General features: G+C 59.5%; 26 protein-coding genes. 6 read left to right on the top strand and 20 right to left on the bottom strand.

Features of this window, described 5'->3' with window-relative positions:
• The first annotated feature begins 212 nt into the window (after positions 1-212).
• Both QMF81_RS04880 and QMF81_RS04875 read left to right on the top strand, forming a co-directional pair.
• Positions 213-1,784, top strand: coding sequence for an ATP-binding protein (locus QMF81_RS04880; RefSeq protein WP_281752576.1), 1,572 nt, complete (start codon positions 213-215; stop codon positions 1,782-1,784).
• A gap of 61 nt (positions 1,785-1,845) precedes the next feature.
• Positions 1,846-2,754, top strand: coding sequence for an RNA pseudouridine synthase (locus QMF81_RS04875; protein WP_281752574.1), 909 nt, complete (start codon positions 1,846-1,848; stop codon positions 2,752-2,754).
• Between the two features lie 13 nt (positions 2,755-2,767).
• On the opposite strand, the gene clpB is transcribed toward QMF81_RS04875, so the two are convergent.
• The 19 genes from clpB to QMF81_RS04780 form a co-directional block, all read right to left on the bottom strand.
• A complete protein-coding gene (clpB, locus tag QMF81_RS04870; protein ID WP_281752572.1) occupies positions 2,768-5,365 on the bottom strand; it encodes an ATP-dependent chaperone ClpB in 2,598 nt (865 codons plus the stop codon).
• A 21-nt stretch (positions 5,366-5,386) separates the two neighbouring features.
• The gene (locus QMF81_RS04865) at positions 5,387-5,704 is read right to left on the bottom strand and encodes a chaperone modulator CbpM (protein WP_281752570.1); all 318 of its coding nucleotides are present in this window, start codon (positions 5,702-5,704) and stop codon (positions 5,387-5,389) included.
• 9 nt (positions 5,705-5,713) lie between these two features.
• Positions 5,714-6,691 (bottom strand): J domain-containing protein, encoded by a 978-nt coding sequence (locus QMF81_RS04860; RefSeq protein ID WP_281752568.1) that lies wholly within the window; start codon positions 6,689-6,691, stop codon positions 5,714-5,716.
• 54 nt (positions 6,692-6,745) lie between these two features.
• A complete protein-coding gene (locus QMF81_RS04855) occupies positions 6,746-7,345 on the bottom strand; it encodes a YkgJ family cysteine cluster protein (RefSeq protein ID WP_281752566.1) in 600 nt (199 codons plus the stop codon).
• Positions 7,346-7,421: 76 nt separating this feature from the next.
• Positions 7,422-7,775, bottom strand: coding sequence for a DVU0772 family protein (locus QMF81_RS04850; protein WP_281752564.1), 354 nt, complete (start codon positions 7,773-7,775; stop codon positions 7,422-7,424).
• A 56-nt stretch (positions 7,776-7,831) separates the two neighbouring features.
• Positions 7,832-9,259, bottom strand: a complete 1,428-nt coding sequence (locus tag QMF81_RS04845) for a cobyrinate a,c-diamide synthase (RefSeq protein ID WP_281752561.1) — start codon at positions 9,257-9,259, stop codon at positions 7,832-7,834.
• A 9-nt stretch (positions 9,260-9,268) separates the two neighbouring features.
• Positions 9,269-9,511, bottom strand: coding sequence for a dissimilatory sulfite reductase D family protein (locus QMF81_RS04840; protein ID WP_281752559.1), 243 nt, complete (start codon positions 9,509-9,511; stop codon positions 9,269-9,271).
• A 63-nt stretch (positions 9,512-9,574) separates the two neighbouring features.
• Positions 9,575-10,735, bottom strand: a complete 1,161-nt coding sequence (gene dsrB, locus QMF81_RS04835; RefSeq protein WP_281752557.1) for a dissimilatory-type sulfite reductase subunit beta — start codon at positions 10,733-10,735, stop codon at positions 9,575-9,577.
• A 14-nt stretch (positions 10,736-10,749) separates the two neighbouring features.
• On the bottom strand, positions 10,750-12,063 hold the full coding sequence (gene dsrA / locus QMF81_RS04830; RefSeq protein WP_281752555.1) for a dissimilatory-type sulfite reductase subunit alpha: 1,314 nt from the start codon (positions 12,061-12,063) through the stop codon (positions 10,750-10,752).
• Positions 12,064-12,221: 158 nt separating this feature from the next.
• Positions 12,222-12,869 carry a tetratricopeptide repeat protein gene (locus tag QMF81_RS04825; protein ID WP_281752553.1) on the bottom strand — a complete coding sequence of 216 codons (648 nt, stop codon included), beginning with the start codon at positions 12,867-12,869 and terminating at the stop codon, positions 12,222-12,224.
• Between the two features lie 15 nt (positions 12,870-12,884).
• Positions 12,885-13,256, bottom strand: a complete 372-nt coding sequence (locus QMF81_RS04820; protein WP_281752551.1) for a hypothetical protein — start codon at positions 13,254-13,256, stop codon at positions 12,885-12,887.
• The gene (locus QMF81_RS04815) at positions 13,253-13,921 is read right to left on the bottom strand and encodes a YkgJ family cysteine cluster protein (RefSeq protein WP_281752549.1); all 669 of its coding nucleotides are present in this window, start codon (positions 13,919-13,921) and stop codon (positions 13,253-13,255) included. The genes QMF81_RS04820 and QMF81_RS04815 overlap by 4 nt, the downstream gene beginning before the upstream one ends.
• A gap of 76 nt (positions 13,922-13,997) precedes the next feature.
• Positions 13,998-14,186 (bottom strand): ferredoxin, encoded by a 189-nt coding sequence (locus QMF81_RS04810; protein WP_281752547.1) that lies wholly within the window; start codon positions 14,184-14,186, stop codon positions 13,998-14,000.
• Between the two features lie 141 nt (positions 14,187-14,327).
• On the bottom strand, positions 14,328-15,482 hold the full coding sequence (gene dsrP, locus QMF81_RS04805; RefSeq protein WP_281752545.1) for a sulfate reduction electron transfer complex DsrMKJOP subunit DsrP: 1,155 nt from the start codon (positions 15,480-15,482) through the stop codon (positions 14,328-14,330).
• 9 nt (positions 15,483-15,491) lie between these two features.
• Complete coding sequence (dsrO, locus tag QMF81_RS04800) at positions 15,492-16,286, bottom strand: sulfate reduction electron transfer complex DsrMKJOP subunit DsrO (protein ID WP_281752543.1); 795 nt, start codon at positions 16,284-16,286, stop codon at positions 15,492-15,494.
• The gene (dsrJ, locus tag QMF81_RS04795; protein WP_281752541.1) at positions 16,283-16,669 is read right to left on the bottom strand and encodes a sulfate reduction electron transfer complex DsrMKJOP subunit DsrJ; all 387 of its coding nucleotides are present in this window, start codon (positions 16,667-16,669) and stop codon (positions 16,283-16,285) included. The genes dsrO and dsrJ overlap by 4 nt, the downstream gene beginning before the upstream one ends.
• Positions 16,669-18,300, bottom strand: a complete 1,632-nt coding sequence (dsrK, locus tag QMF81_RS04790; RefSeq protein ID WP_281752539.1) for a sulfate reduction electron transfer complex DsrMKJOP subunit DsrK — start codon at positions 18,298-18,300, stop codon at positions 16,669-16,671. The genes dsrJ and dsrK overlap by 1 nt, the downstream gene beginning before the upstream one ends.
• An 18-nt stretch (positions 18,301-18,318) precedes the next feature.
• Entirely contained in the window at positions 18,319-19,317 is a 999-nt protein-coding gene (dsrM, locus tag QMF81_RS04785) for a sulfate reduction electron transfer complex DsrMKJOP subunit DsrM (protein WP_281752537.1), read from the bottom strand.
• 47 nt (positions 19,318-19,364) lie between these two features.
• Entirely contained in the window at positions 19,365-19,883 is a 519-nt protein-coding gene (locus tag QMF81_RS04780; protein WP_281752535.1) for an RsbRD N-terminal domain-containing protein, read from the bottom strand.
• A gap of 217 nt (positions 19,884-20,100) precedes the next feature.
• On the opposite strand from QMF81_RS04780, the gene lptD reads away from it, so the two are divergent.
• From lptD to purE, 4 genes are read left to right on the top strand one after another with little or no spacing between them, the layout of a single operon-like run.
• The gene (gene lptD, locus QMF81_RS04775; RefSeq protein ID WP_281752533.1) at positions 20,101-22,335 is read left to right on the top strand and encodes an LPS assembly protein LptD; all 2,235 of its coding nucleotides are present in this window, start codon (positions 20,101-20,103) and stop codon (positions 22,333-22,335) included.
• Complete coding sequence (gene mutL / locus QMF81_RS04770; RefSeq protein WP_281752531.1) at positions 22,332-24,050, top strand: DNA mismatch repair endonuclease MutL; 1,719 nt, start codon at positions 22,332-22,334, stop codon at positions 24,048-24,050. The genes lptD and mutL overlap by 4 nt, the downstream gene beginning before the upstream one ends.
• A gap of 48 nt (positions 24,051-24,098) precedes the next feature.
• On the top strand, positions 24,099-25,376 hold the full coding sequence (gene purD, locus QMF81_RS04765) for a phosphoribosylamine--glycine ligase (RefSeq protein ID WP_281752529.1): 1,278 nt from the start codon (positions 24,099-24,101) through the stop codon (positions 25,374-25,376).
• A 17-nt stretch (positions 25,377-25,393) separates the two neighbouring features.
• Positions 25,394-25,879 (top strand): 5-(carboxyamino)imidazole ribonucleotide mutase, encoded by a 486-nt coding sequence (gene purE / locus QMF81_RS04760; protein ID WP_281752527.1) that lies wholly within the window; start codon positions 25,394-25,396, stop codon positions 25,877-25,879.
• Positions 25,880-25,916: 37 nt separating this feature from the next.
• Here purE and QMF81_RS04755 read toward each other — a convergent pair whose 3' ends face one another.
• Entirely contained in the window at positions 25,917-26,690 is a 774-nt protein-coding gene (locus tag QMF81_RS04755) for a hypothetical protein (protein ID WP_281752524.1), read from the bottom strand.
• Positions 26,691-26,726: the final 36 nt, after the last annotated feature.

Below are 26,726 nucleotides of genomic sequence, written 5' to 3'. Positions count from 1 at the left end.
CAAAAGAAATGTTTTTTTCTCCACAAAAGGAATTCGTGCCTTCTTTCCAGAAAATTTCCTGTTTTTGTCAAGGGGGGCATCATGACATTTGTTACCGGACAATGATATTGTCCGGTAGCAGATGGGCGCACGCGTTTTGACTTCCCCATCGGGCGCAGGTACAGGAAATGCCCAAACCGTACTCGACCCGAACTCGACCTTCGAGGTGGTTGATGGCGCGCAAGAAACTGCCCATCGGCATCCAGACCTTTGCCGAGATCCGGCGCGAAGGCTACTACTACGTGGACAAGACGCCCTTTGTGGCGAGCCTTGCCGAAAGCGGGAAGTACTATTTTCTCTCCCGGCCGCGGCGCTTTGGCAAATCCCTCTTCCTCGACACCCTGGCCGAGGCCTTTGCAGCAAACCGCGCGCTCTTCTCCGGCCTGTACCTGGAAAATCATTGGGATTGGGAGAAGCGCCACCCGGTGGTGCGCATCTCCTTTGCCGAAGGGCAACTCCAGAAGGCTGCCCAATTGGAAGAACACATCCACGAGATCCTGACGGAAAATGCCCGGCGTCTTGGGGTGGCTATCGACCCTGCGCCCAAAGGCGTCCACCTGCGCTTCGGCCAACTCATCACCCGCGCCGCAGAGACACATGGACGCCAGGCCGTGGTGCTCGTGGACGAATACGACAAACCCATCCTCGATAACCTCACCCACCCGGAGATCGCCGCCGAGATGCGCGAGGGTCTGCGCAATCTCTACTCCGTACTCAAGGGCCGGGATGCGGATCTGCGCTTCGTGTTTTTGACCGGGGTCTCCAAATTCAGCAAGGTGAGCCTCTTTTCCGGGCTCAACAACCTCTACGACCTCACCTTGGATGCCTCAGTGGCTACCATCTGCGGCTACACCGAAGAAGATCTGGACACGGTCTTTGCCCCGGAATTCGCCGCGGCAGCGGCCGAAGGCACTCCACTTCCCCGCCAGCAGGTGCGCGACTGGTACAACGGCTACCGCTGGGGAAGCGAAACAACGGTGTACAACCCCTTTGACGTGCTGCTGCTCTTGCGGCAGCGCGAGTTCCGGGCCTGGTGGTTCGAGACCGCCACCCCGCGCTTTCTCGTGCAGTGGCTGGCCCGCCACCGCTTCTACACCCCGCAGCTGGAGCGCTTGTACGCCAGCGAGCAGCTGCTCTCCGCCTTCGATGTGGAGCACATCGAGCCCGAGGCCCTGCTCTGGCAGACCGGATACCTCACCTTCACCGGCGTGCACGACTATGACGGCGTGAAAGAGTACCAGCTGGGCGTGCCCAACCGGGAAGTGCGCATGGCCCTCAACGAAGCACTCCAGCAGGTATGGCTCCCCACGCGGCCCCGGCAAAGCCTGGGCGAGATCTTCCGCATCCTGCGCGCCGGCGACGCAGCGGCCCTGCACGAGCACTTCCAGCGCCTCTATACCAGCATCCCGACGGACTGGTACCGCAAAAGCCCCATCGCCCAGTACGAAGGCTACTTCGCCAGCGTGTTCTACAGCCACCTGGCAAGCCTGGGGCTCCCCATGACCGCGGAGGACACCTCGCTGCAGGGCCGGCTGGACCTCATGCTGCGCGCCGGATCTACCGTATGGCTCTTTGAATTCAAGGTGGTAGAAGGCGACGCCCCCACCGGCGAGGCCCTGGCGCAGCTCATAGGCCGCGACTATGCCGCCAAGTACCGCACTGCACCGGAGGTGGAAAGGCTCCTGCAAGTCGGGGTGGAATTCAGCGCAAGCCGGCGCCAGATCGTGGGCTGGGAGGTGGCGTGAGCCCAAGGACAAAGACAGCACAAAGTGGATGTCCAAAAGTCCCTCTCAAAGTCCCTCGACAGTGTCTGGCCGCTCCAGTACCGGCCGCGGCATGGAACGCTTCCGCCGTCGTATCCCTGTCTTGGCTGCTGGCGTGGCCGTGGACATCCTCGCCCAGGCCACAGGCCTTTCCAAGTCCCGCATCAAGGATTGCATGACCAAAGGCGGGGTGTGGTTGCACCTAGCAGGACAAAAGCCCCGCCGACTGCGCCGGGCACAGACCGTAGTGCGCCCCGGCCAGGAGCTCACAATCTGGTATGACCCACGCCTGCTGCAGATGCAGCCCCCATCACTTCCCGCCCTTATGATTCGGGATGCCTGGAGCATCTGGGCCAAACCGCCTGGAGTCCCGACCCAAGGTTCCCCGTGGGGCGATCACCTGGCACTCACCCGCCTTGCGGCGCAACACTTGGGGAAGTCCGGCGAACTCCACCCCGTGTACCGCCTGGACACCGCGGCTTCAGGTCTCGTGCTGCTGGCGCACACGGCCTCCTCCATGGCCGCCCTCTCCCGCTGGATGCAGGAGGGCCGCATCACCAAGACCTACGCCGCCGTGCTCGCAGGCCAAGCCACTTGGGACGAAATCACCGTCCAGGCGCCCATTGAGGGACAGGCTGCCCGCAGCCATTTTTGCGTCCTCGCCCGGGACGATCGCCGCACCTGGGTGCGCGTGCATCTGGCCACCGGCCGACGCCACCAAATCCGCATCCACGCCGCCCGCCACCTCCACATGCCAATAGTGGGCGACACTCGCTACGGTGGTCCCGTCCATCCAATGCTCCTTTTGGCGTGCGTCCATCTCTCCTTCCTCTGTCCGCTATCGGCACAGACCGTGCGCGTGGACGACCACCCACCCCAGTGGCCCCACCCAGAGCTTCCCAACGCAAACGGCCCTGGGAAGGAAAGTCCCTCCCAGGGCCGCGTTTGGTGACCACCAGCAGGCGTCAGACCGCTCGAAAAGCCAACTGGTCGCCCTCCACATCCACGGTGACGGTCTGGCCGTCGCGCAAGGTGCCGGCGATGATCTGCCGCGCCAGCGGGGTTTCCACATGGGTTTGGAGGAAACGCAAAAGCGGCCGGGCACCGTACACCGGGTCGTAGGCTTCCCGGGCGATCCACTGCCGGGCAGACTCGGTGAGCTGCAACTGGATCTGGCGCTCCTCCAGGCGGGCCTGGAGCCGCCGCATCTGCAGGTCCACGATCCGCATCACCTGCTCCACCAGCAGCGGCTTGAAGAGGACGATCTCGTCGATACGGTTCAAAAACTCCGGCCGGAAGTGGCTGCGCAGCTGCTGGAGCACCGCCTCGCGTACCCCGGGGCGCAGTTCTCCAGATTCAGTAATCCCCTCGAGGAGCGTAGGCGAGCCGATATTGGAGGTCAGAATCACGATGGTGTTCTTGAAATCCACCGTGCGGCCATGGCTATCCGTGAGCCGCCCATCATCGAGGATCTGGAGCAAGGCGTTGAACACATCGGGATGCGCCTTTTCGATCTCATCAAAGAGCACCACACAGTAGGGCTTGCGCCGTACCGCCTCGGTGAGCTGTCCGCCCTCGTCGTAGCCCACATATCCCGGAGGCGCGCCAATGAGCCGGGCCACGGAATGCTTTTCCATGTACTCGCTCATGTCCAGGCGCACCATGTTCTCTTCGGTGTCGAAGAGCGTCTGCGCCAGGGTCTTGCACAGCTCGGTCTTGCCCACGCCTGTGGGGCCCAAGAAAAGGAAGGATCCAATGGGGCGGTTGGGGTTCTTGAGTCCGGCCCGGGCGCGCAGCACCGCATCGGCAACCGCCTGCACCGCCTCGTCCTGGCCCACCACCCGTTCGTGGAGGACGTCCGCAAGCTTGAGCAGCTTTTCCCGCTCCCCTTCCAGGAGCTTGGTTACCGGGATGCCGGTCCACTTGGAGACAATGGCGGCCACATCATCCGGCCCCACTTCTTCGCGCAGCAAACGCTTCTCGTCCTCGCTGCCGCCCTGGGCCTCGGCGAGTCTGCGCTCCAGCTCCGCCAGCCGGCCATAGCGCAGCTCGGCGGCCCGGTTGAGGTCATACTCGCGCTCCGCCTTTTCGATGGCCAGACGGGTGCGTTCGATCTCCTCCTTGATCTGGCGCACGCCCTCGATGGATGCCTTTTCCTTTTCCCATTGGGCGCGCAAGGCGGCCTGCTCTTCCTTGAGGTCCGCCAGCTCCCGTTCCAGCTTGGCCAGGCGTTCCTTGGAGGCCGCATCGGTCTCGCGGCGCAACGCCTCACGCTCGATCTCGAGCTGCATGATCTTGCGGTTGATCTCGTCGAGCTCCGTGGGCAGGGAGTCAATCTCCGTGCGGATCATGGCCGCGGCCTCGTCAATGAGGTCAATGGCCTTATCCGGCAATTGCCGATCAGAAATGTAGCGGTGCGACAAGGTCACGGCCGTGACCAAGGCGGCGTCGGCGATGCGCACACCGTGGTGCACCTCGAAGCGCTCCCGCAGCCCCCGGAGGATGGAAATGGCGTCCTCCACGCTGGGTTCGTCCACGAGCACGGGCTGGAAACGACGCTCCAAGGCCGGATCTTTTTCAATGTACTTGCGGTATTCGTCCAAGGTGGTGGCGCCGATGCAATGGAGCTCTCCCCGGGCAAGCATCGGCTTGAGGAGGTTGCCTGCATCCATGGCGCCTTCGGCCTTGCCCGCGCCCACAATGGTGTGGAGCTCATCGATAAAGAGGATAATGCGGCCTTCCGAGGCCTGGACCTCTTTGAGCACCGCCTTCAAGCGCTCTTCGAACTCGCCCCGGTACTTGGCGCCAGCGATGAGCGCCCCCATGTCCAGGGCAAAGATGGTCTTGTCCTTGAGCCCTTCCGGGACATCCTGGTTGAGGATGCGTTGGGCCAAGCCCTCCACGATGGCGGTCTTGCCCACGCCCGCCTCGCCGATGAGCACCGGATTGTTCTTGGTGCGGCGCGAAAGGATGCGGATGCAGCGGCGGATCTCGCTGTCACGGCCGATGACCGGATCGAGCTTGCCGCGCCGCGCCTCATCCACCAAGTCCCGGCCGTATTTTTTGAGGGCCTCGTAGGTCTCCTCGGGATTGGCGGAGGTGACCCGCTGATTGCCACGCACCGCAGTCATGGCAGCAAGCAGCGCGTCCTTGGTCACCTTGGCCTCGGAAAACACCCGCCCCACACCAGTGGACGGGCTCTCGTCCGCCAGTGCCAAGAGCAGATGCTCCACGCTCACGTACTCGTCCTTCATGGTCTGGGCCGTGTCCTGGGCCCGCACCAGCACCTGGCTTGCCCGCTGGGTCAAATACACCTGGCCCGGCTGCACCCCAGGGCCGCTCACCTGAGGGATACGCGCAAGCTCCCGATCAACGGCCTCGCGCAGACGCCGGGGCTGCAAGCCCATGTGCTCCACAATGCGTGGGACCAGGCCCCCTTCTTGATCGAGCAAGGCAGCAAAGAGATGCTCGGCATCCACACCTTGATGGCCATGGCGCACGGCCAAGGCTTGCGCCGCGGCCAAGGCTTCTTGGGATTTCTGGGTAAAACGGTTGAGATCCATAGGATCCTCCTCAGTTTGCTTTTATAGTGCCGTCAGGGCATCGAGCTCCTGAATACGGCGTTCGAGTGTTGCAATGCGCTGCAACAGATCGACGATGATCGTGCCGGCAATGGGAGACAGTTCGAAATCATCACAGAGACGGACGTATTTGCGAACCCGCGGCACGTCGCGAACCAAAAACAACCACTCATCTTGGGCAGTCACAATGGGTGAAATCCACTCCATGTGAATGAGTTCCATGAGTTCCTTCTCGTCAATGCCCGTAAGCTCCAAAAACTCCATCTTGGCGATACGGTCCGAGGCTACAGGCATGGCGGTATACGTATGGAGTAAGGTCATGCTGCCCTCCTAGGTCCTCGGAGAAAATGTCGAGGTGCGCGCCAATTCTTCCCACAGGCTGCGCTCGCGCGCACTCAGATTCTTGGGCGACCGGATCATCACCCGCACCAATTGATCCCCGCGCTGGCCTTTGGTGCCCAGCCCCCGGCCGGGGATACGGATCTTCTGGCCGCTGCTGATACCCGGCGGCACTTTGAGATCCACCTCGCCATCCAGGGTCGGCACGCGCACGCTCGTTCCCAGTACCGCCTCCCACGGGGCAAGACGCAAGTCATAGATAACGTCATTTCCTGCCACCTTGAACATCGGGTGCGGGGCGAGCTCCACCCGCAGGTACAAGTCCCCCGCAGGACCACCGCCCACCCCAGGCTCGCCCTGGCCTGCCAGGCGGATCTTGGCGCCGTCCTTCACCCCGCTCGGGATGGTGACGTTCAAGGTGCGGGGGACCCAATGCCACCGTCCGTCCGGCCCCACCTGGCGCTCCTGCACGGTGATGGTCTTGGGGCCACCACGGTAGGCTTCCTCCAACGTCAACGTCAGCGGGACCTCGGCATCCTGCCCCCGGGCGCGACGAGCACCAAACTGTCCCCCAAAAGCGCCGCCCGGGAAGCCCGCGCCGCCCACATCAAAGCCCGGGGCGCCGAAGAACATCTCAAAGAAATCGCTAAAACCCGAGCCGCCGAAACCGCTCTCGCCAAAACCCCTGGAGTGGAAACGGATGTTTTCAAAACCCGGCGGCGGCTGGAAGTTCTGTCCCTCCTTCCAACCCGGCCCCAACGAGTCATAGAGCTTGCGCTTCTCCGGGTCTTTCAAGACCTCATAAGCTTCGTTGATCTCCTTGAACTTGGCCTCGGCCTTGGGGTCTCCCGGATTGAGGTCAGGATGATATTTGCGGGCCAGCTTTTTGAATGCACGGGAGATATCTTCCTGAGAGGCCGTGCGTGGAACCTCGAGGAGTTTATAGTAATCCTTGTACTCTACAGCCATAGGCGCTCCTTGGCACAACCGATTTGACCCCTCATAAGATTTTCAACAAAATTGTCAACGAAGTCTTCTTATTTGACGTACCGCCTCAACGATCTGCGTGAGTGGTCTGCCCAAATACGGCCACAAGGCGGCATCGTCCACAGCCAGTCGCTCCGCAAGCACAGCGCGAAACTGCGCCTCCCGGCGGGCAAGATCGTGCGCCAGGGCAAGAGTCGTCGGGTTCTGCGCCCACTCCACGGCCTGGCCTGCGGAGTAGATCGCTTCGTGCTCCTGAACAATCAAGGCCAGAGCACTCTCCGGACGGATAATGGCGTCGCGGGTCAGGGGCGCCTCGTTCATCACCGCCAAAAGCGGACCAGGGTCCGCGCAGGAAAGCACCCGGCATTCCACCGGGCGCACCGCATAGCGGGTGCAGGCGCGCCTTTCGGCGTCATAGTAGAGACACGTCCAGCCCGAACCCTGGCCGCGGATCTTGAGCATTTCCCCAGCCACCGACTGCAATGCGCGAGTGCGCGGATCCCACGCCAATTCCCCGCGCCGCACACACACCAAATCCCCGACCAGGATGGCTCCAGAACGCAGCAACTCCCGGTCCTGAACGCGCAAGGTTGGACCATTTTTTCGGCAGCACGTACCGCAACGCAGGCAACGCATGAAGGCTCCTTAACGTCATAAAAAAAGCCGGAACATTCCGGCTTTTGGTGGATAGTGGATAGATGGAGAAATGACTCTATGAGCGGCCAAAGATCTCTCGCTCCAACCACTGGCGGATGGGCTCGTTGACCCCGTATACCCCTTTATGCCCATGGACGCTGGTGACAAAATCCCGCGCCAAAGAATCCGGCAAGGGAAGTTCCACCAACTCCTCGGCTCCATCGGAATTGCGACGCACCAAGGTTACTGTGGGCGGAGTCTTCCAGGTGTTGACCACAAAGTAGTTGGAGTGGTCCGTCTTGCTGCGCACGGCATTCTGGTAGCCGCCCCGATATCCATTGTTGCCCCATTCCAAATACAAGGCCACCGCATCTTCCGGCGTCATTTCCCAATCAATGACCAAATCTTTGAAGCGACGCAGCTGTCCCATAAGGCTCCTCCTCGTTATGTTCGGATGAGCCTCTTTTAGGAATAATTCTCTTTACGTCAAGTCCCCCGCCGCAAATTCTCCAAGCGACCTCCGGACGGGCACGCCGCAAAAGCCATGGCAGCCTCCACCATGGCCTCTGCCCATGCAGGCACGCCCACGGCATGGATGTGGGTATACGACGCAAAAACATTGCGCCACACCAGGCCATCGCGGCCGGCGGCCATGCCCACACCGGGATCAAGCTGGAGGACCAGGTTGGCATCCCCGGGCAGATCCGTGCAGCAAGAGTAATGAAATTCGTGGCCGAGCAACTGTGTGCCAGGCGCAAAAAACGGCGATGGAGCGGTCACGGTGGCGGCCACATATCCATGCCCCTGCGGCCGCGAGCACACGGTAGTGGCAAAAGGAAGCGCTCCACTCATGGGGAATGTCTGCCCTTGAAAATGCAGTTCCCGGCCCAAGTACATGAGGCCGCCGCATTCAGCATACACCGGCATGCCCCGCTCCACGGCCCGGCGCACGCTCTCGCGCATGGAGACGTTGGCGGACAGCCCTTGGGCCAAGGTCTCCGGAAAACCTCCACCCAGATAGAGCGCATGCATGGGCGGAAGCTCCGGGTCGCGCAACAGACTAAACGGCACGACTTCCGCCCCTGCGGCCTGCAAGGCATCGATATTTTCCTGATAGTAAAACCACAGGGCAGCGTCCAAGGCCACACCGATACGCACCCCACGGGGCGCGCGAGGCACAAAAAGCGGCGCAGCTTCTTGGAACGACAACGGAAGATGCGGTGCGGATCGGGCCAAACGCAGGCAGGCGGCAATGTCCACGTGCTCCCGCACTCTGGCCGCCACCGCAGCAAGGACGTCCGTGCCCCACTCGGCATGGGAGGTAAGCCCCATGTGCCGCTCCGGAATGGGGTTGTCCTTGAGTTTGGGAAGTTCTCCGAGCACCGGCACACCGGTATAGGTCTCGATGCTTTGACGGACGATGGTCCGATGCCGACACCCGGCGGTACGGTTGAGGATCACCCCGCCGATGGCAAGCTGGGGATCAAAATGCACCAAACCCAAGACCACCGCGGCCATGGTGCGGGTCACCTTGGTGCAATCGAGCACCACCACCACCGGACATTGGAGGAGCCGCGCCAGCTCCGCCGACGAGCAGGAACCCTGGACGTCTTTACCGTCAAAGAGGCCGCGATTGCCCTCCACGAGAAGCAAATCTTTGCCTGCTGCCCGCGCCGCCACCACCTGGCGCAGTTGGGTGGGGGAGAGTAAAAAAGGGTCCAGATTGGATGTCGGCTGCCCACTGGCCAACGAGAGCCATTGAGCATCGATATAATCTGGACCCTTCTTGAAGGTCTGGACGATCAGGCCATCTTCACGCAGGGCGCGAGCCAGGCCTAAACTCACCATTGTCTTGCCGGACCCGCCGCCCAAACCGGCGACGAGCAGCCGAGGGCAGGACAATGCTTCGCTCATGAGAGAACGTTATTCCTCGCCTTCGGCTCCAGCCTGCTTGCCCGTTCCCGGCAGCCCATACATGGTGGTGCTGCCGCTGGACCAGTACACCAGGACCCCTTCATTGACCAACTGGTTGATGAGCTTCTTGGCATCGCGCTGCTTCATGTCCGGGAACAAGGCCGCCAGGTCGTTGAAGTAGAACTTGGATTTCTGTTTGGCCTTGGACTGCATGAACTCGACGACAATCTCTTTGGGACTTTTTTCCGACATAACTCGCCTCGCTTGAAGCTGTGGGGCCGGCCTCAAAGGCCAGCCCCAGGAAGAGAAACCAAATTAGAACTTGAAGTTCGTGGTCTGACGCCAGGTGTAGTAGGCCGGATCGCGGAAGTCGTCGATCATGTGCTCGGAGAACTCCAGACCGGTCTTCTCGAAGAAACGCTCCCAGCCGATGCGCTCGGCCCAGTCGCCCAGGCGCTCGTACTTGCGGGCATCCTTGGCGTAGGCTTCCAGGATCTGGCGCACGGTCTTGGCCAAAGTGGGCCAGCGGGGCGGCTCGTTGGGAATGAAGGCCACCACCACCTTGGAGAACTTGGGATTGCTGATGCGGTTGGACACCTTGCCACCCGCCATGATGACCAGACCATCGCCTTCCTTGTCCGCCAAGGGCAGGGAGGGGCACATGGTATAGCAGTTACCGCAGAACATACAACGGTCGGTCTTGATGGCCACGGTGTTGACGGTCTTGGTCTCACCCTTCTCCGTGACGATCTCTTTCTTGGTGGGACGGATAGCGCCCACGGGGCAGGCGGCCACGGCCAGCGGGATCTCACAGAGGTTGTCCAGCCACTCGTGGTCGATGATGGGAGGCTTGCGGTGGTAGCCCAGGATAGCAATGTCCGAGCAGTGCACCGCGCCGCACATATTGAGGCAGCAGGCCATGGCGATACGCACCTGCGCGGGCAGGCGCATCTGCTGGAATTCCTCGAAGAGCTCGTCCAGCACCACCTTCACCGTGCCCGAGGCATCGGTGGCCGGGGTGTGGCAGTGCACCCAACCCTGGGTGTGCACGATATTGGTGATGCCAGCACCGGTGCCGCCCACCGGGAACTTATAGTTGCCCGTGGAGGTCTTCTGGCTGTTCAAGTACTCTTTGAGTTTCTTGGCCTCTTCCAGCGTCCCTACCATGAACTCGATGTTGTTCCGGGTGGTGAAACGCAGGTGGCCGCCGCAGAACTTATCGGCGATATCGCAGATCTCGCGGATCATGCCCACGGACAGCAAGCGGGCGGCGCCGCAACGCACGGTGTAGACCTCGTCGCCGCTTTCGGCCTTGTGCATCAAAATGCCCGGCTCGATGATCTCATGCCACAACCATTTGCCCTTGTTCTTGGCGATGACCGGCGGAAGGAAGTCGCTGTAATGGCGCGGGCCGATATCGGTAATGCGGTTCTCCAAGGGCTTTTCGGGATTGTAACCGGAAGAAACAAAAGCCATTGTCTACCCCCTTCTTATCTCTGATGGTGTTTGCGGTATTCCGCAATGTCGCGATCCCAACCGCCCGGCACGTCCTCTTCCTTCCAGAAGATGTACGGATTGTGACGGGGTTCCTGCACGTGCTGCGGCATGGGCTTGAGGCCGACGACGGAAATGGCCTTGGCCAGACCCTGACGCTTGATGAGCTCGCCCAGGCGCTCACGGTTCTTGCCTTCTTCCATCCACCATTCCCAGATGTTCTCGATGACCTCTTTGATCTCGTCGTAGGGCTCTTCCACCTTGACGAAGGGCACGAGGAGCGAACCCATCTGCGCGCCATCGAGGATGGGGGCCTTGGCGCCCACGAGGATGGACAGGCCGCGGTCATTACCGATGCGCAGAGCGCGGGGCATGACGTTGATGCAGTGCATGCAGCGGGTGCACTCACGATTATTGATCATGAGCTTGCCGTCTTCGATCCACATGCATTCGGTGGGACACAGGTCAATGACTTCCTTCTGGATGTCGAAGGGACCCCAGTCGCGGCCCGAGTGAGCGCCGGCATTGGGCTGCAGCTCGCCGCCGATGTACGCGGCCACGGCTTCCTGGTCGATGCGGATCTCATCCCGCCAGGTGCCGATGAAGGCCATGTCGGAACGAGCGATGGAGGCCACGCAGCAGTTGGGGCAGCCATCGAATTTGAACTTGAACTTGTAGGGGAAGGCCGGACGATGGAGTTCGTCCTGGTATTCCATGGTCATCTGGTAGCACAGTTCCTGCGTGTCGTAGCAGGCCCACTCACAGCGGGACTCACCCAAGCAGCAGGAGGGGGTGCGCAGGTTGGAGCCCGAGCCGCCCAAGTCCGTATTCATCTTATGGGTGAGTTCGAAGAAGATCTCTTCCAACTGCGGCGTGGTGGTGCCCAAGAGCACGATGTCACCCGTGGAGCCGTGCATGTTGGTGAGGCCAGAGCCACGCATCTCCCAGATGTCGCACAGCTGACGCAGGTACTCGGAGGTGTAGTACAGGCCGGCAGGCTGCGCCACGCGCACCGTGTGGAAATGGGCCACGCCCGGGAACTTTTCGGGCTGGTCGCAGTAACGACCGATAACACCGCCACCATACCCGAACACGCCGACGATACCGCCGTGTTTCCAGTGGGTGGTGCCGTCATTGTACGACAGTTCCAGCAAGCCGAGCAGGTCGTCACAGACATCTACCGGAACCTGAAATTCCACATTCCGCTCGTTTTTGTGACGGCGCTCAGCTTCCTCCTTGATGTCCGTCACAAAACTCGGCCAGGGACCGCTCTGCAGCTGATCCAGCAACGGGGTCTCGTGTTTAGGCATTACGCATCCTCCTTGAGATTAGACCGGATACTTGTGTTGCGGGACTTGGCCATCAAGCCCGCCAACCTCTCACCAACGATTTCAAGCAGTTACTCAATCATACCTGCTTGTGAAGCATGGTTCAAAGTCCCAAAAAAGTCAACCAGAAAATCTTTTTTTCATGGTTTTTGTGCGCCCGAACGGTACGGGGCAATCTCCTCCAGCACCGCCGACTCCACCTCAAATCCCGTTTCCAATGCTTTTTCAAAATACGGGACGGCCTTCTCCACCTCGCCTTTTTCCAAATAGGCAAGACCGATATTGTTATACGCCGGGCCAAACATGGGTTCGATTTCGATGGCCTTCATACATTGCATGATGCAACCATCAGGATCCCCTAAAGCAAGATAGGCGCTCCCCAATGTCGTATGAGCCTGGATGAACTTTGGGTCCAGGCTCAATGCTTTTTTCAATGCTTTGACAGCCTTGTCCGGCTCTTGGCGCTGCATGTGTACGAAGCCAATGTTTCCCCAAGGAACAGCAAAACGAGGACGAATTTGCGCGGCTTTTTTGTTCATTTCCAAACATGTATCCAAATCGCCGCGATGCATGGCCAGTCCTCCCAATTGCACATACGCCTCTGCGATTTCTGGCTCTAACGCCAGCGCATCCCGAAAAGCCTTTTCCGCTTCATCGAGGCGGCGCTGGGCAATCAACGAAACCCCAAGATTGTACAACAACGTTGCAGAATCTGGATTTTCTTGCAACGCAATTTTAATGGATTCTGGATCTTGAGGGCCGTAGTCCGGCTGAATTTTCGACGACACGCAGTTCTCCTTGGTTTATGGACGATAATCCCGAATATTGAGTCCGCTTTTTTTCAGTTCTTCTGCGTACCACAAAGCAAACTCGTACATCCCAATATACCGATCATCGCCATTGATGATACCGAGACAGATTTCTAAAACTCCAGCACCATAGCCATTACTATAGTTTTCCGGAGCATGCTGCTGCAAAAATTCCCGCACCAATTGCTGGGTGGTACGACTGGTCCCATCAGTACGCCACTCAATCGGATCCTTGGGCTCCGCAAAAGGATCCCACCGGTCATACCCGATCCGATCAATAAATTTCCGTCGCCTTGGAGACATGGCGTCATAGATAGCGCGTTTCTGACGCTCATGTTCCAAAGTCCTGGCAGGAGAACGCTTCATCCGTCCTTCTCCTCGGAATCAAGCTGCTCAAGACCAAAAAATACAGCATCATACGTAGTGAGGAGCGCCCGCGAAACAGGCACGAACATGGTGGCAAAATCGAGATACGGAGACCCCACCGACGCAAGCAAACGTCGACTCATATCCACCAAACGGTCCTGCAACGGCGCCACCTTGATGGCAGGATAGCGCTCTCCCGGCACAAATCCCGACAAGCCGCACGAGCACCCCTGCCCGTGAACGTCCAAAGGCAAGCCGTAGATGCGGCAGGTGAGGGGACGATGGGCATAGAGCGTGCACCGATCATCTTCCCCCAAAAGTGGACACCGCACTCGCTCAGCGCCTGCCTGCTGCAAAATGGCCTGCGTATCGCCGCTGCGGGCGTGTTCTTTGTACAGACGCTTTTTGAGCACTTCGATATGACGATCCGTCTTATCCGCATCAATCCAAATACGTTGCTTCAGATCGTCGTCCAGAGCAGAGAAATGATGTTGAAGGTATATCGCCTCTATAAGAGGAATATCAAAAAGGGCATGACAACAATCAGTACATCCTTCATGGCAACGCACCGCATGAGCAAATTGCTCCGCCACTTGGGCACACAAACGCTCTACCGATGCGGCCAACTGGGAATATTCATTGAAAAAAGGAGAGAATTCCTGCATGCCTACCTTTATATGCAAGGCAATAGATGAAAAAAAGGCAGGCCTCCTCAACGAAGACCTGCCATACCGCCAATGCTTAGGCCTCTTCCACAGTGATGGCGTCCTGCTCGCACACTTCCACGCAGGACTCACAGCCCAGGCATTCTTCTTCGTTCACGGCCACGGCCTTGCCATCCTGAAGCTCGTACACTTCCACGGGGCACACATCCACACACTCGCCGTCGCCCACACACTTGTCCAGATCCACCGTAATCTTGTAAGCCATGATATACCTCCGAAAATCTTGAAAAAACTACCGCCATATGCGCGGCGCCCCATCCCTTACACACCTTGAGACCGCCTGTAAACCACAAGCGGGGCGGCGCATAAGGTTCTGCCGGCGTGAACCCGCCGGCAGGTTTCGCCTCTACTCCACTTCCTGCTTCACGCCGATGGCCACCTTGTACAAAATGGTCAAGACCATGAAACCTACGGCGTAAATTCCCAAAGATACCCCCAACTCCAGTTGCGTGGGAACGTATTCCGTCACTTCATGCAAGGGGTTGGGCACGAAACCGCCGCCGATCATCCCCAATCCTTTGTCGATCCAGGCGCCAATGAACACCAACAGGCAGCCAATGATGAGCATGTTGTCCTGCTTGCGGTTCTTGGGAACCAAGAGGATCAGAATGCCCGCCACGCCCATGATCATGGACGCCCACATCCACGGGACCAGCACCCCATGGCCATGGTAGCCAAAGAAGAGATACTGCAGATGCGCCATGTGCGACGGGATCTGGCTATAGCTCACCGTGAACACTTCGCAGAGGAAGAGGAAAATGTTCACGATCATGGCGTACACCACGGTCTTGCCCAAAGTGGGGAGCACGTCTTTGCCCGGATCAAAGCCGGTGAACATGCGGGCAATATACGTGACCAGAATGAGAAAGGCCGGGCCCGCAGCAAACGCCGAGGACAAAAAGCGCGCCGCCAACACTGCAGTGAGCCAGTACCCCCGCCCGGGAAGACCTGCGTAGAGGAAGGCCGTCACGGTATGGATGGACACCGCCCAGGGGATGGACAGATAGACAAAGAACTTGATCCAATGGGGCGGTTCCACCTGTTTGCGCTCCGCCTCCAGGGTCACCCAACCCACCAGGATGTTGATGAGCAGGTAGCCATTGAGCACCACCATGTCCCAAAACAGGATGGAATTGGGAGTGGGATGCAAGAGCACATTCATGAGGCGTTGGGGAGAGCCCAAATCCGCCACGATGAAGAGCAGGCACAAAAGCACCATGGCCACCGCGTTGAATTCGCCAAGGATCAAAATCTTGGTGAACTTCTTGTAGTCATGAAGGTACTTGGGAATGACCAGCATGACCGCCGAAGCGGCCACGCCCACCAGGAAAGTGAACTGGGCGATATAAAATCCCCAGGTCACATCCCGGCTCATGCCGGTGATGGTCAGGCCATGGGAGAGCTGTTGCCAATAACAGGCCACGCCCACTAGCGCGAGCAAGGCCAAGAAGCCGAGCCACCCCCAATACAACTTCGATCCTTGAAGGGCTTTTTCCAGCATGTCTTCCCCCTACACGAGATAGTAAACACACGGTTGCGTTCCCAGGGAGGGGCTGCGCCGGATGGAGAACCGCGACGCCAGCGCTTTACGCACCGGCGACTCCGGATCTTCCAGATCACCAAAAACCACCGCTCCTTGAGAAACCTCCACACAGGCCGGCAACTTGCCCTCTGCCAGGCGCTCGGCGCAAAACTCACACTTCTCCACCACCCCCTTGGTGCGGGTGGGGAAATTGGGAGTGATGGAAGCAATATATGGCCGCGGGTCCATGAAGTTGAAGCTGCGCGATCCGTATGGGCAGCCCGCCATACAGTAACGGCAGCCGATACAGCGATGAAAATCCATCATCACGATGCCATCTTCCCGCTGGAACGTTGCCTTGGTGGGACACACCCGCACACAGGGCGGATTGTCACAATGGTTACACAAGGCAACACCAATTTTGGGATGATCTTCTGGCAAGTGTTCGTGCACGTCTTCCAAAAAGAGGTTCTCAAAATGCGTTTCCCAAATCCACTTGATGTTCTGTTTCGAGGGAATGTCCGGCACGTTATGGATGGAATGGCAGGCGTGCACCATTTCCTTGATGATTTCCGGGGTCAACGCCCGGGTGTCGATCACCATGGCCCAACGCTTGGCCGTGAGGGCGTTGGGACCAGCGTGCACAGCATGACGCGAGGCCAAAAGAAGCCCTTCGCTGGGCGCAGCCCCTCCCGAGGCCAGCACCTGCGACGCTGGGCGCACGCCCCATCCCAGCGCAGCGATACCAGCGAGCTTCAGAAAACAGCGGCGCGTGGTGTTCATTGCTTCACCCCCTTCGGGTCAACGTGGCAATCCCAGCAATACGGGCTCACGCCAACGGAATTATGGCACTTGTCACAGAACTTATCTTTATTCTCGTGGCATTTCAAACAAGTCTTCGTTAAAGACTTGGCATACGCCTCATGACTAGATGCAGAATGGTATTCATGCATACCATCACGCACCACTTCATCACGCCACTGGTTGAGCATTGCCATGTGTTCAGCACGCATGAACTCCACGTTCTCCACGCACTGCTTGGCAATGCGCGGCTTTTCCAGCTCCGGCTTTACATACGCTGCCCGCCCGATGTTGTTCCAGAATGGATAGGTCATCACGACCACAAACACGGCAAGGCCAGTGAGAATTTTTCCCTTGTCGTACATTATTCATCCTCCTTCCCGGGCAGGTCCTCACCACGCAAATTCACTTCGCGTTCCTTTTCCCCTGGGATGACCAAGGCGTTGCCCACCAACTCATGAAGGCCGCAGACGCTCACCTCTGGCACCCAATACTTCATGGTGCCCGGGAGCACGGCCCGGTCGATGGCGCACACACAGCCCAGCATGTTCACCCCATACTTTTCATGCACATATTTCACCGCGCTGGCTCGCGGCAGACCACCCATCATGCGGAGTTCTTCGCACTCACCGGCATTGAGGCCTGCACCGCCGCCGCAGCAGAAGGTCTCCTCCCGGATGGTTCCCGGAGGCATGTCCGTAAACTTCTCCACCACATGGCGAGCGATATACCGAGGTTCTTCAAAAAGTCCCATGCCGCGGGACGTATTACAGGAGTCATGCCACGTCAGATGAATCCCTGCATTGCGACTCTTGTCCAAATTGAGTTTTCCATGCTTGATGAGATCAGCAGTAAACTCAGTAATATGGATCATTTTGGTGCTTGCCGCATGCTGAAACACTGTCCCGGTGATGGGATTGGTGGGCACAATCATATTGGGAGACTGGAATTCAGGACCATTGAGGGTATCCATGTATTGATGGAGCACACGCCACATATGGCCGCACTCACCGCCGATGATCCACTTGACCCCCAAACGTGCTGCTTCCATGTAAATCTTCGAATTGAGACGCTTCATGGTCTCATGAGAGGTAAAGAAACCGAAGTTTCCACCCTCGGAAGCGTAGGTGGACCAGGTGACATCCAATCCGTACTCACGCTTGAGATATTCAAAGAGAATGAGATATCCCATGCAGGTATACGTACCTGGATCGGCGAACACATCGCCCGACGGGGTCACAAAGAGGATGTCCGCCCCTTTCTTGTTGAACTGGGGCTCCGGACGAATGCCAGTGATGTCTTCGATATCATCGCAGAAGAAGTCGATCATATCGAAGAAGGCATGGGGCTGGATGCCTAGGTGGTTGCCTGTACGGTAGCAGTTGGCCACCGGCGTGGCGATCCAGTCGATATTGAGGCCCAAGAGATTGATGAGCTCCCGCCCCATGATGGTAATCTCGGCAGTATCAATGCCGTACGGACAGAATACCGAGCACCGCCGGCACTCACTGCACTGGAACAGATAGTACCACCACTCCTTGAGCACCTGTTCCGTCAAAGGGCGCGCGCCGGCAAATTTTCCCAGCAGCTTTCCAAAAGTCGTAAACTCCCCACGATACACGGAGCGAATCAGCTCAGCGCGCAGCACCGGCATGTTTTTGGGGTCGCCCGAGCCGATGAAGAAATGACACTTGTCGGCGCAAGCGCCGCAACGCACACAAATATCCATGAACACCTTGAAGGAACGATATTTATCGAGGCGTTCACGGATACCGTTGAAAATGATCTCCTTCCAATTTTCCGGAAGCTTCCAATCCTCGTCGAGAGGATTCCATTTGCGGGCATGCGGAAATCCTACATAATTCAAGCTCTCCGGATTGGCTGCATAACAGTACCGACCCGGCTTGATATCCACCGGCACGTCCATCCAATCTGTCTTGGGCGGCGTGTGGTTGATGTTGGCATAGAGCTCTTCAGGGCGTGGCAACGTGGACATGCGTTTGGCTCCTTACTCTCACAGAGGCTTTTCAACAGGAAGTCCCTTCTCCACCATCTTTTCCCGGAACTCGTCCTCATACTCTTCATAGGTATGATAATGGACATTTTCAAACTTCCAGGGATTGATGTGCCGGAATTTCCGTGAGGCGCAATTCATGTTCCGCGTGGGACTCAAAAACACCCCGCCCATATGCATAAGTTTGCTGAGCGGGAAGTACATCAACAAGATCGAAACCAAAAACACATGGACATAGAAGATCACGCCGATACCCTGGGGGACCTTCCACGAGAAGGTCACCAGCCCCATGGTGAGCTCTTTCACGGCCATGATGTCCACCTTGGCAAAATAGCGCATGAAAATGCCCGTCAGGCCAATACCCAGAATCAAGAAGAGCGGGAAATAATCTTGCACCTGAGAGATATAGCGTATGCTCGGCACCACTACCCGCCGCAAGAACAGATAGGTGACGGCGGTAATGAAGATGAGGTCGGTGAGATACAGCGTGGGAGCTGCGATCTGGAGCATGGAATCCACGGATTCGATGCCGCGAATGAACGCCGGAACCGGCTCGGTAAAGAACCGCATATGGCGCACAAAAATGATCAAAAACGAATAATGGAAAGCCAAGGCGCCCAGCCACAGCCATTTACTCGAGGCGTACCGCACCCGCGTATCACTATACAGCTGGGGTTTATTGTTGCGAAACAATGACCGGAACAGAAGCACTTCCAAAAGCATCCGCAGCACCACCCCCGTAGTGGTGGAGGGATTTTCAATGGTGCTCTGCTTGATCCAGGGCAGGGATTCTTGTTGCCCGCAGGTCGTGGGAATGCAAAACGGCACTGCCGATTTTCCCCACTGCACGACGCGCCAACAGAAACCCACCACAAACACAGCGGCGGCCAGGAAAGGTATGTACAGACCAAAGGTCCGTTCCATACCTAAAGCCCCGGCACCCACCAAGGCGATTGCCGCAAGGGCAAAGACCAGGAAGAGGGAGTAGAGAGCTTTCATGTACCTTCTACCTCGCTATAGGGTTACACAAAAATATACCAACGGGACTACCCCGTAACGTCCTCTTTCTGAATAAGGTTCGCCTTTTCCAGCAACTTGTGGGTGCGGTCATACAGTTGATTGGCCTTCTGCTGCCACAAGGTTTCCCGGCAGTTCATGTAGATATCAAAACCCATGAGCAGAAGGCGATCAATACGGACATACCAATCATGCAGCAGTGCATCGGCTTGCTCCGGACCGGTCACCGAACACAGTTCGCGATAGAGAATCTCTTTCAAGGCCGGGATGAAACTCAAGGCCACTGATGGAGAAAGCCCCTGTACTGCCCGGATGCGCAATATCCCGTCCAAGTCTTTGGCGCACTCCGCCTCCCTCCCCCCCTGGAAAAGATTGGCCAAAATCCGCTCGGTATTGGTCCGAAAAGTATATCCCGCTGGGTTGGCAAACCGATTATGCACCGAACCGAAAAACTTGGCCCCTTCCTCGGGGTAAGCGCGCAGGATGGCGCCAGCCCATTCCTCGGCGATGGCGCTTTGGCGCTCCCGAAGTGTACGCTCAAGGTCCATGCATGCTCCTTTCCTTGGTGTGCGCGATAACGAACGAACCACAAGTGGCCCGCAATTGCGGAGGGTTGTAAAGAACGGGGGTCTCAAGGTCAAGCTGCACGTGAAAAAAGCGACAAAGTGGACTCGGCCGCAACGGCGCCCGATCCAGGGCTAGGCTTTTGGGACAAAACGTGATAGGCGAGGTTCGCTCGTCACCTCCAAAAACACCCGAGGCCCCATGTCCCGTTGGCTCCTCTCCGTGCTCGTGTGTCTCCTTCCATGTTTTGCCCTCGCCGAGGCCCCACCAGACACCTGGCGCTTGACCGCGGACCGCACCGTGGCTAGCCATGACAGCCAGTACGTTGAAGCGTTCGGCAACGTGTTTGTGAAACGAGGCGAAGATTCCATCCAAGCGGATTACGCCCGCTACTACCACGCTTCCCGCTGGGTCTATCTTCGCGGCCATATCCAAGCCCATTTGGGCGGAGATTACCTCCAGGCGGAAGAGGCGGAATTCGACCTCGCCACCAACCGCGGCTGGCTCAAGAACGGCACGGTGTTTCTCGCGGATCCGCACATGTATTTCTCCGGGGCGCTGCTCAAGCGCACCGGCGAAGAAAGCTACGAATTCCGGGAAGCCACGGTAACCGTGTGCGACGGCGAGCGCCCCGCATGGTCCATCAAGACCTCCCAAGGGGCGATCACCCTCGACGGGTATGCCCAATTGTGGAATCCTCGCTTCCAGGTCCTCAACCAGCCACTTCTCTACGCCCCCTATGCGATCATTCCGGTGAAGACCAAACGCCAAAGCGGCTTTCTCTTGCCGGAAACCAGCCTGAGCGAGCGTTTGGGATTGGTATATAACCAGCCGTACTACCAGGTCATTGACGAGGAGAGCGACGTCACCCTGTACGCCAACCTCATGACGGAAAAAGGGCTCATGCTCGGCGCGGAATACCGCGTGACTCCGGACATCTATTCCAAAGGCCTTTTCCGCTTCGACTATCTCTATGACAACCAAATCGAAGGTGCGTCCCCCTACACCGACAACGCCGGTTGGGAGCGCGTCAACCGCAACCGCTACTGGCTTCGCGGCAAGTATGACGGCCACTTGGGCAACCCCGACTTTGGAGTGAAGCTGGACCTCGATTGGGTATCGGACCAGGACTACCTCCGGGACTTCGGCCATGGATACTCGGGCTTTCGCAAGAGCCGCAAAACCTTTCTTGCGGCTTTCGGTCGCGATATCGCGGATCAGGATGACAAAAGGCGGATCAACCGCCTGCTCCTTTCCCACAATTGGGCGCACTTCGGTTTCTTCGGCCTCGTCGAGTATGTTCAAAACCTGGCCTACACCAGTAACAACGACAATCCGGACTTTACCAAGGACCGCAACCCCACCCTCCAAAGGCTTCCGCAACTGGATGCCTACCTGTACCAGACCAATATCGAGGACACGCCCATTACCGTGGAAGGCGAGGCCCAGGTGGTTTCCTTCTGGCGGGAATACGGCACCACGGGTACCCGCATGGACATCCATCCCACGGTGGGACTTGCGCTCCACGAACCCGCGTTCTCCTTTATTCCCAAAATCGGTGTCCGCGGCACCTTGTACGATATTGACCGTTTCGAAAACGAATCCGCTCAGGTCGACACACAGAGCAACACCCGCTTCCGCGGGCTCTGGGACTTTTCTTCCGCCCTTTCCACGGAGCTCTTTCGCGTCTTTCCCTTGAGCGCGCCGCCACAAGCAGCTCCGGGCAACTGGCTTGCCGTCCGTCATGCCATCCAACCCCAGCTCATCTACACCTACATCCCGGAGCGCGACCAAGAAAGCTATCCCCTCTTCGATGCCCGTGATCGGGTCAATGCCACCAATGAGTTGCGCTACAGCATCACCAACGTCTTTACCCGCAAGGCCCAAGGAGCGGCCGGGTCCGCAGCCATGGATTTTGCGGAGTTCTTGCGAGTCAAAATCGAGCAGGGGTTCGAGATCAACGAGGCGCGACGCAACCACGATCTCTCCCGCTACCCGCAGCGGCCCTGGTCCGATCTGCTTCTTGAGGTCTCCACAGCCCTGACTCCCTGGCTCTCCCTGACAGACCGCACTTGGTTCTCCCCCTATGCGACCAAAATCACGGAACACGAGCATAATCTCGTGGCCTCCTGGCCGGGTCACGGCTACGCACTCTTCGGCCTTGATTTCCTCGCCCCCATGGACGAATATCTGCGCCAAAACCAAGAGCGCCAAAACATTGCGCAGATGGGCGCAGGGTGGAACTTTGGTCGGGGTGTGAGCGCCGCCCTCACCTACCGCACGGACTGGGAGGAAGGCATCGACTTGGAAAAAACCGTGGCCATCCGGTATGACCACCAATGCTTTGACCTGGAAACCAGTTGGTCACGCACCGATACCGACACCCGTTTGGAACTGCGCGTCTATCTCGACCAGCTAGGGGCCTGGGAACGATGACGTTTCCCCGCATTCATCAGCTCCCAGAATCCCTGCAAAATCACATCGCTGCCGGAGAAGTGGTGGAACGGCCGGCCAGCGTGCTCAAAGAGCTCTTGGACAACGCCTTGGACGCCGGGGCCACGCGGGTGGAGATCATGGTGGAAGGCGGCGGCCAAAGCCGCATCCAGGTGCGCGACAACGGCCACGGCATCCTCCCCGAAGACCTCCCCCTTGCCTTGACCCGGCACGCCACGAGCAAGATCCACCGTCTCGAAGACCTCACCGCCATCCGGACCTTGGGCTTTCGCGGGGAAGCCTTGGCCTCCATCGCCAGCGTCTCCCGCCTGCGTCTGGCAAGCAGCACCAGCGGCGGCGAGGGCCTGGTCGTGGAAGCGGAATTCGGCCGTCTGCAAGCCCCCCGGCCCGTGGCCATGGGCCAGGGGACGGAGGTGATTGTTCGCGATCTCTTCGCCAACGTCCCTGCCCGCCTCAAGTTCCTGCGCCCCCCCACCACTGAGGCCCGCAAATGCCAGGAGATCTTTCAGCGCATAAGTCTCCTGCACCTGGATGTGGCCTTGAGCTTCTCCCAGGCGGGCCGCACCGTCTTTTCCCTACCGGCCCAGGCTTCCCTGGCCGAACGCTTGCGGCTTTTCTGGCCCGAAGAAATCGTGGACGCCATGCAACCGGTGGAGAGCGTGGGCCCGGTGCACATCGTGGGCCTTGTGGGTGACCCATCCCGGGCCCAAGGCCGCGGCGACCGCATCCTGCTTGCGGTCAACGGTCGGCCTGTGCAGGACAAGCTCCTGGTGCGCGCAGTGCGCGAGGCCTACCGGGGAAGGATCTTGACCAACGAATTCCCTCAAGTGGTCTTGGACATCCGTCTGGACCCAGAGATGGTGGACGTCAATGTCCACCCGGCCAAAATCGAGGTGCGCTTCCAGGACGAAGGCATGGTGTTTCGCGCCGTCTTCCAGGCGATCTCCCGCGTCCTGCAGGCAGGGCTGCACCGGGAAGATGCGCCACTCCCCATGGCGTCGCCTATGGGCATTTCCCCATCCCTGCCTCCTGAGCCCGCTTCTCGCAAATTTGCCCAAACCCGGCTCATGGAACACTTGGCCGTGGCAGCAGAAGCCCCCGCTGCTTGGGAGTCTTCGGTCCCGCAAGCAGCCGCTGCGCCGCCGCGCACATCATCCCCCCTGCCCTGGCGCTACGTCGGGCAGGTGGCGGCCACGTACTTGGTGCTCCTGGGCACCGACGAAGTGGTCCTGCTCGACCAGCATGCGGCGCACGAGCGCGTGCTCTTCCACACCATCGCCACCACCCCGGCCAATGCCCAAGGACTCGTGCCACCCCTCTCCTTTCCGGTGCATGCCTCCGAGGTGGACACCGTGGAAGCTCTATGGGAGCCGCTCACGCGCCTGGGCTTTGCCCTGGAACACACCCCGCCCTGCCTCGTGGTGCACCGCATTCCGGCCATCCTCGCCGTGGCCCGGGCCAAAGACTTCATCATCGACGCCCTTCAGGGGAGTAAACGAGACCTTCAGGCCCTGCACGCCCGCATGGCCTGTCACGGGGCAGTGCGGGCCGGCGACGTGCTTTCCCCGTCGGAGGCGCACGCCTTGCTCGAAGCCTGGTGGAACACCCCGGAGCGAGAATTTTGTCCCCACGGCCGTCCCACCCTGATCCGTCTTGGGGTGGACGCTTTCGAAAAACTCTTCAAACGCCGCGGGTAAATCCCGCATCGAGCATTCCAACAGCATCAATCATCAAGGAGGACTGTGGTGAATATCCTGCTCGTAGGATCTGGAGGTCGGGAACATGCCCTGGCCTGGAAGATCCGCCAAAGCCCCCTGACCTCGCAGCTGTGGATCGCCCCGGGAAACGGCGGCACCGCAGCCTTGGGGACCAATGTGCCCATCGCGGACACCGACATCCCGGCATTGGTCCGCTTTGCCCGGGAGCACGCCGTGGACCTGGTGGTGGCAGGCCCCGAGGCCCCGCTGGTCCTTGGCCTTGCAGACGCCCTCGCCCAGGCCGGCATCGCCTGCTTTGGTCCATCGGCCTTTGCCGCCCAACTGGAAGGCTCCAAGGCCTTTGCCAAGACCATGATGCAGGAAGCCGGCATCCCCACAGCGGCCTTTGCCGTCTTCGAAGAGCTCGAGCCGGCCTTGGCTTACGTCCGCAAGCATCCCCTGCCCATGGTCATCAAGGCTGACGGCCTCGCGGCAGGCAAGGGGGTGGTCGTGGCCGCCACCTTGGCCGAGGCCGAAGCGGCGCTGCGCCAGATGATGGCGGAAAAGGCCTTTGGCGCCGCGGGCGAGCGCGTCATCATCGAAGAAGCCTTAACGGGCGAGGAAGTCTCGCTCCTGGCCCTCTGTGACGGCGAGCGCATCGCCGTTCTGCCCTCGGCTCAAGACCACAAACGGGTCGGGGATGGAGACACCGGCCCCAATACCGGCGGCATGGGGGCGTACAGCCCAGCACCCGTGCTCCCGGATGCCCAGGCCGCTACCGTAGCCGAGCAGGTGATCACCCCCATGGTGCGCCACCTCAACGCCCTCGGCCACCCCTTCGTGGGCGTCATCTACGCCGGACTCATGATGACCGCTGCCGGGCCCATGGTCCTCGAATACAACGTGCGCTTCGGCGATCCGGAATGCCAACCCCTCATGGTGCGCCTGGAAAGCGATCTGGTCCCCATCATGCTCGCCTGCTGCCGGGCAGGACTCGATCCTCGGGACGTGCGCTTCACCTCCCGACCCAGCTGCTGCGTGGTACTGGCATCCCAAGGCTACCCGGGCGCCTACCGCAAGGGGCTGCCCATCAGCGGCATCGAGGAAGCCGCCCAACTGCCAGATACGGTGATCTTCCACGCCGGCACCTCCCTGCAGGGGGGCCAACTGGTTACCGCCGGCGGCCGGGTGCTCGGGGTCACCGCCCTGGGCGATACCTTGGCCGAGGCCCAGGCCCGTGCCTACGCCGCAGCAGGCCGCATCCATTTTGAAGGCTGTTTTTTCCGCAAGGATATCGCCCATAAAGGGATTCACCGCACCCCATAACCCCAAAGGAGCCCACCATGCCCCACGTCGCCATCTTCATGGGAAGCAAGTCGGACGAAAAAGTCGTGCGGCCCTGCGCCGAACTCTTGGCCAGCCTCGACATCCCGTATGTCTTTACCATCACCTCTGCCCACCGCACCCCGGAGCGCACCGAACGCTTGGTGCGTGAACTAGAGGAACAAGGAGTCCAGGTATTTATCTGCGCTGCGGGCATGGCAGCCCATCTCGCCGGGGCCGTTGCCGCCCGAACCATCAAGCCGGTCATCGGCATCCCGGTGGCAGCCTCAACACTCGGCGGCATGGACGCCCTGCTTGCCACGGTGCAAATGCCCCCCGGTTTTCCCGTGGCGACCGTGGCCCTAGATAGCGCCGGGGCGCGCAATGCCGCCTGGCTGGCGGCCCAAATCCTCGCCACGAGTGATGCCGCCTTGGCCCAACGCCTCCGCGAGGCCCGGCAGACCATGGCCGAGCAGGTGGAAACGGACGCCGCAGCCCTGGTCTAAAAAAACGGGGGCAGCACAGTCTGCCCCCGCGTGTGCGCTACGACGCTGCATCCCCGGCACCGGGCCGGGGCGCCTCTCCAGGCGGTTGCGAGCCCCCTTGGGGGAGCTGCGGCGTCACGTCGATGGATCCCGGCGGCAGAATCGTGCCGGATTTATGCACCACGGTGTTGTCCACAATGGCAATACCCAGCTGTTCCATCACCTGCCGCTTATATTCGTACTCCATATTCTTGGCGCGCAGTTTGTACTGCAGAATCAGGCGCACCACGGCGTAGATGGTCCCTGCAGCAAGCACAGCCCCAAGGCCGATGAGGATAATCCGGGATGCCGCCTCGCCAAAACGACCAAGAAACTCCAGGATGCTCCCAAGATTATAGAGCACTCCAATAAGGATGCCCACCATCCCCAAAATCACAAGGAACGGCAGCTGCATACAAAAATTGATCGCCGCCGCCAGACGGCCCTCGGTGCCGTCTTCTTTCTTCGCCCGCACCAGGGGACGCCCTTGATGGCCATACACAAAGGCGTTGAATCCCGCCACCACAATGCCCACCAAAAACGTCACGGCGACCGGAGCACTCAAGGCCACCACGAAATACGTCTTCCAGGGGAAAGGGATATCCACGGGGTGCCCCGTCACCGCGGCCTCGTCGAGGCCCAATTGGTACACCCAACACACCAAAAAAATGAGCCCTTCCAGGACCAAGAGCAACTGTACGTATTTTCGAAATAGGTCTTTGAGCTCGTATTCGTCGAAGAGCGCCGCCAAGCCTCGCCGGCGCTCGTCAGTCTGCTGCTTTTTCGCTTCCATAACCTCCCCAGGTGGCCCCGATGCCCCTTGCCCAAA

The sequence above is a fragment of the Thermodesulfomicrobium sp. WS genome (genome assembly GCF_027925145.1).
Classification (GTDB): Bacteria; Desulfobacterota; Desulfovibrionia; order Desulfovibrionales; family Desulfomicrobiaceae; genus Thermodesulfomicrobium.
Note: the sequence above shows the minus strand (reverse complement) of the source record. Positions and strands in the feature narration are given on the sequence as shown.

Bases quoted from the DNA above. Each gene is read 5' to 3' on its own strand.
- QMF81_RS04880 (WP_281752576.1), top strand. From the start codon at position 213: ATGGCGCGCAAGAAACTGCCCATCGGCATCCAGACCTTTGCCGAGATC.
- clpB (WP_281752572.1), bottom strand. From the start codon at position 5,365: ATGGATCTCAACCGTTTTACCCAGAAATCCCAAGAAGCCTTGGCCGCG.
- QMF81_RS04865 (WP_281752570.1), bottom strand. From the start codon at position 5,704: ATGACCTTACTCCATACGTATACCGCCATGCCTGTAGCCTCGGACCGT.
- QMF81_RS04860 (WP_281752568.1), bottom strand. From the start codon at position 6,691: ATGGCTGTAGAGTACAAGGATTACTATAAACTCCTCGAGGTTCCACGC.
- QMF81_RS04855 (WP_281752566.1), bottom strand. From the start codon at position 7,345: ATGCGTTGCCTGCGTTGCGGTACGTGCTGCCGAAAAAATGGTCCAACC.
- QMF81_RS04850 (WP_281752564.1), bottom strand. From the start codon at position 7,775: ATGGGACAGCTGCGTCGCTTCAAAGATTTGGTCATTGATTGGGAAATG.
- QMF81_RS04845 (WP_281752561.1), bottom strand. From the start codon at position 9,259: ATGAGCGAAGCATTGTCCTGCCCTCGGCTGCTCGTCGCCGGTTTGGGC.
- QMF81_RS04840 (WP_281752559.1), bottom strand. From the start codon at position 9,511: ATGTCGGAAAAAAGTCCCAAAGAGATTGTCGTCGAGTTCATGCAGTCC.
- dsrB (WP_281752557.1), bottom strand. From the start codon at position 10,735: ATGGCTTTTGTTTCTTCCGGTTACAATCCCGAAAAGCCCTTGGAGAAC.
- dsrA (WP_281752555.1), bottom strand. From the start codon at position 12,063: ATGCCTAAACACGAGACCCCGTTGCTGGATCAGCTGCAGAGCGGTCCC.
- QMF81_RS04820 (WP_281752551.1), bottom strand. From the start codon at position 13,256: ATGAAGCGTTCTCCTGCCAGGACTTTGGAACATGAGCGTCAGAAACGC.
- QMF81_RS04815 (WP_281752549.1), bottom strand. From the start codon at position 13,921: ATGCAGGAATTCTCTCCTTTTTTCAATGAATATTCCCAGTTGGCCGCA.
- QMF81_RS04810 (WP_281752547.1), bottom strand. From the start codon at position 14,186: ATGGCTTACAAGATTACGGTGGATCTGGACAAGTGTGTGGGCGACGGC.
- dsrP (WP_281752545.1), bottom strand. From the start codon at position 15,482: ATGCTGGAAAAAGCCCTTCAAGGATCGAAGTTGTATTGGGGGTGGCTC.
- dsrO (WP_281752543.1), bottom strand. From the start codon at position 16,286: ATGAACACCACGCGCCGCTGTTTTCTGAAGCTCGCTGGTATCGCTGCG.
- dsrJ (WP_281752541.1), bottom strand. From the start codon at position 16,669: ATGTACGACAAGGGAAAAATTCTCACTGGCCTTGCCGTGTTTGTGGTC.
- dsrK (WP_281752539.1), bottom strand. From the start codon at position 18,300: ATGTCCACGTTGCCACGCCCTGAAGAGCTCTATGCCAACATCAACCAC.
- dsrM (WP_281752537.1), bottom strand. From the start codon at position 19,317: ATGAAAGCTCTCTACTCCCTCTTCCTGGTCTTTGCCCTTGCGGCAATC.
- QMF81_RS04780 (WP_281752535.1), bottom strand. From the start codon at position 19,883: ATGGACCTTGAGCGTACACTTCGGGAGCGCCAAAGCGCCATCGCCGAG.
- lptD (WP_281752533.1), top strand. From the start codon at position 20,101: ATGTCCCGTTGGCTCCTCTCCGTGCTCGTGTGTCTCCTTCCATGTTTT.
- mutL (WP_281752531.1), top strand. From the start codon at position 22,332: ATGACGTTTCCCCGCATTCATCAGCTCCCAGAATCCCTGCAAAATCAC.
- purE (WP_281752527.1), top strand. From the start codon at position 25,394: ATGCCCCACGTCGCCATCTTCATGGGAAGCAAGTCGGACGAAAAAGTC.
- QMF81_RS04755 (WP_281752524.1), bottom strand. From the start codon at position 26,690: ATGGAAGCGAAAAAGCAGCAGACTGACGAGCGCCGGCGAGGCTTGGCG.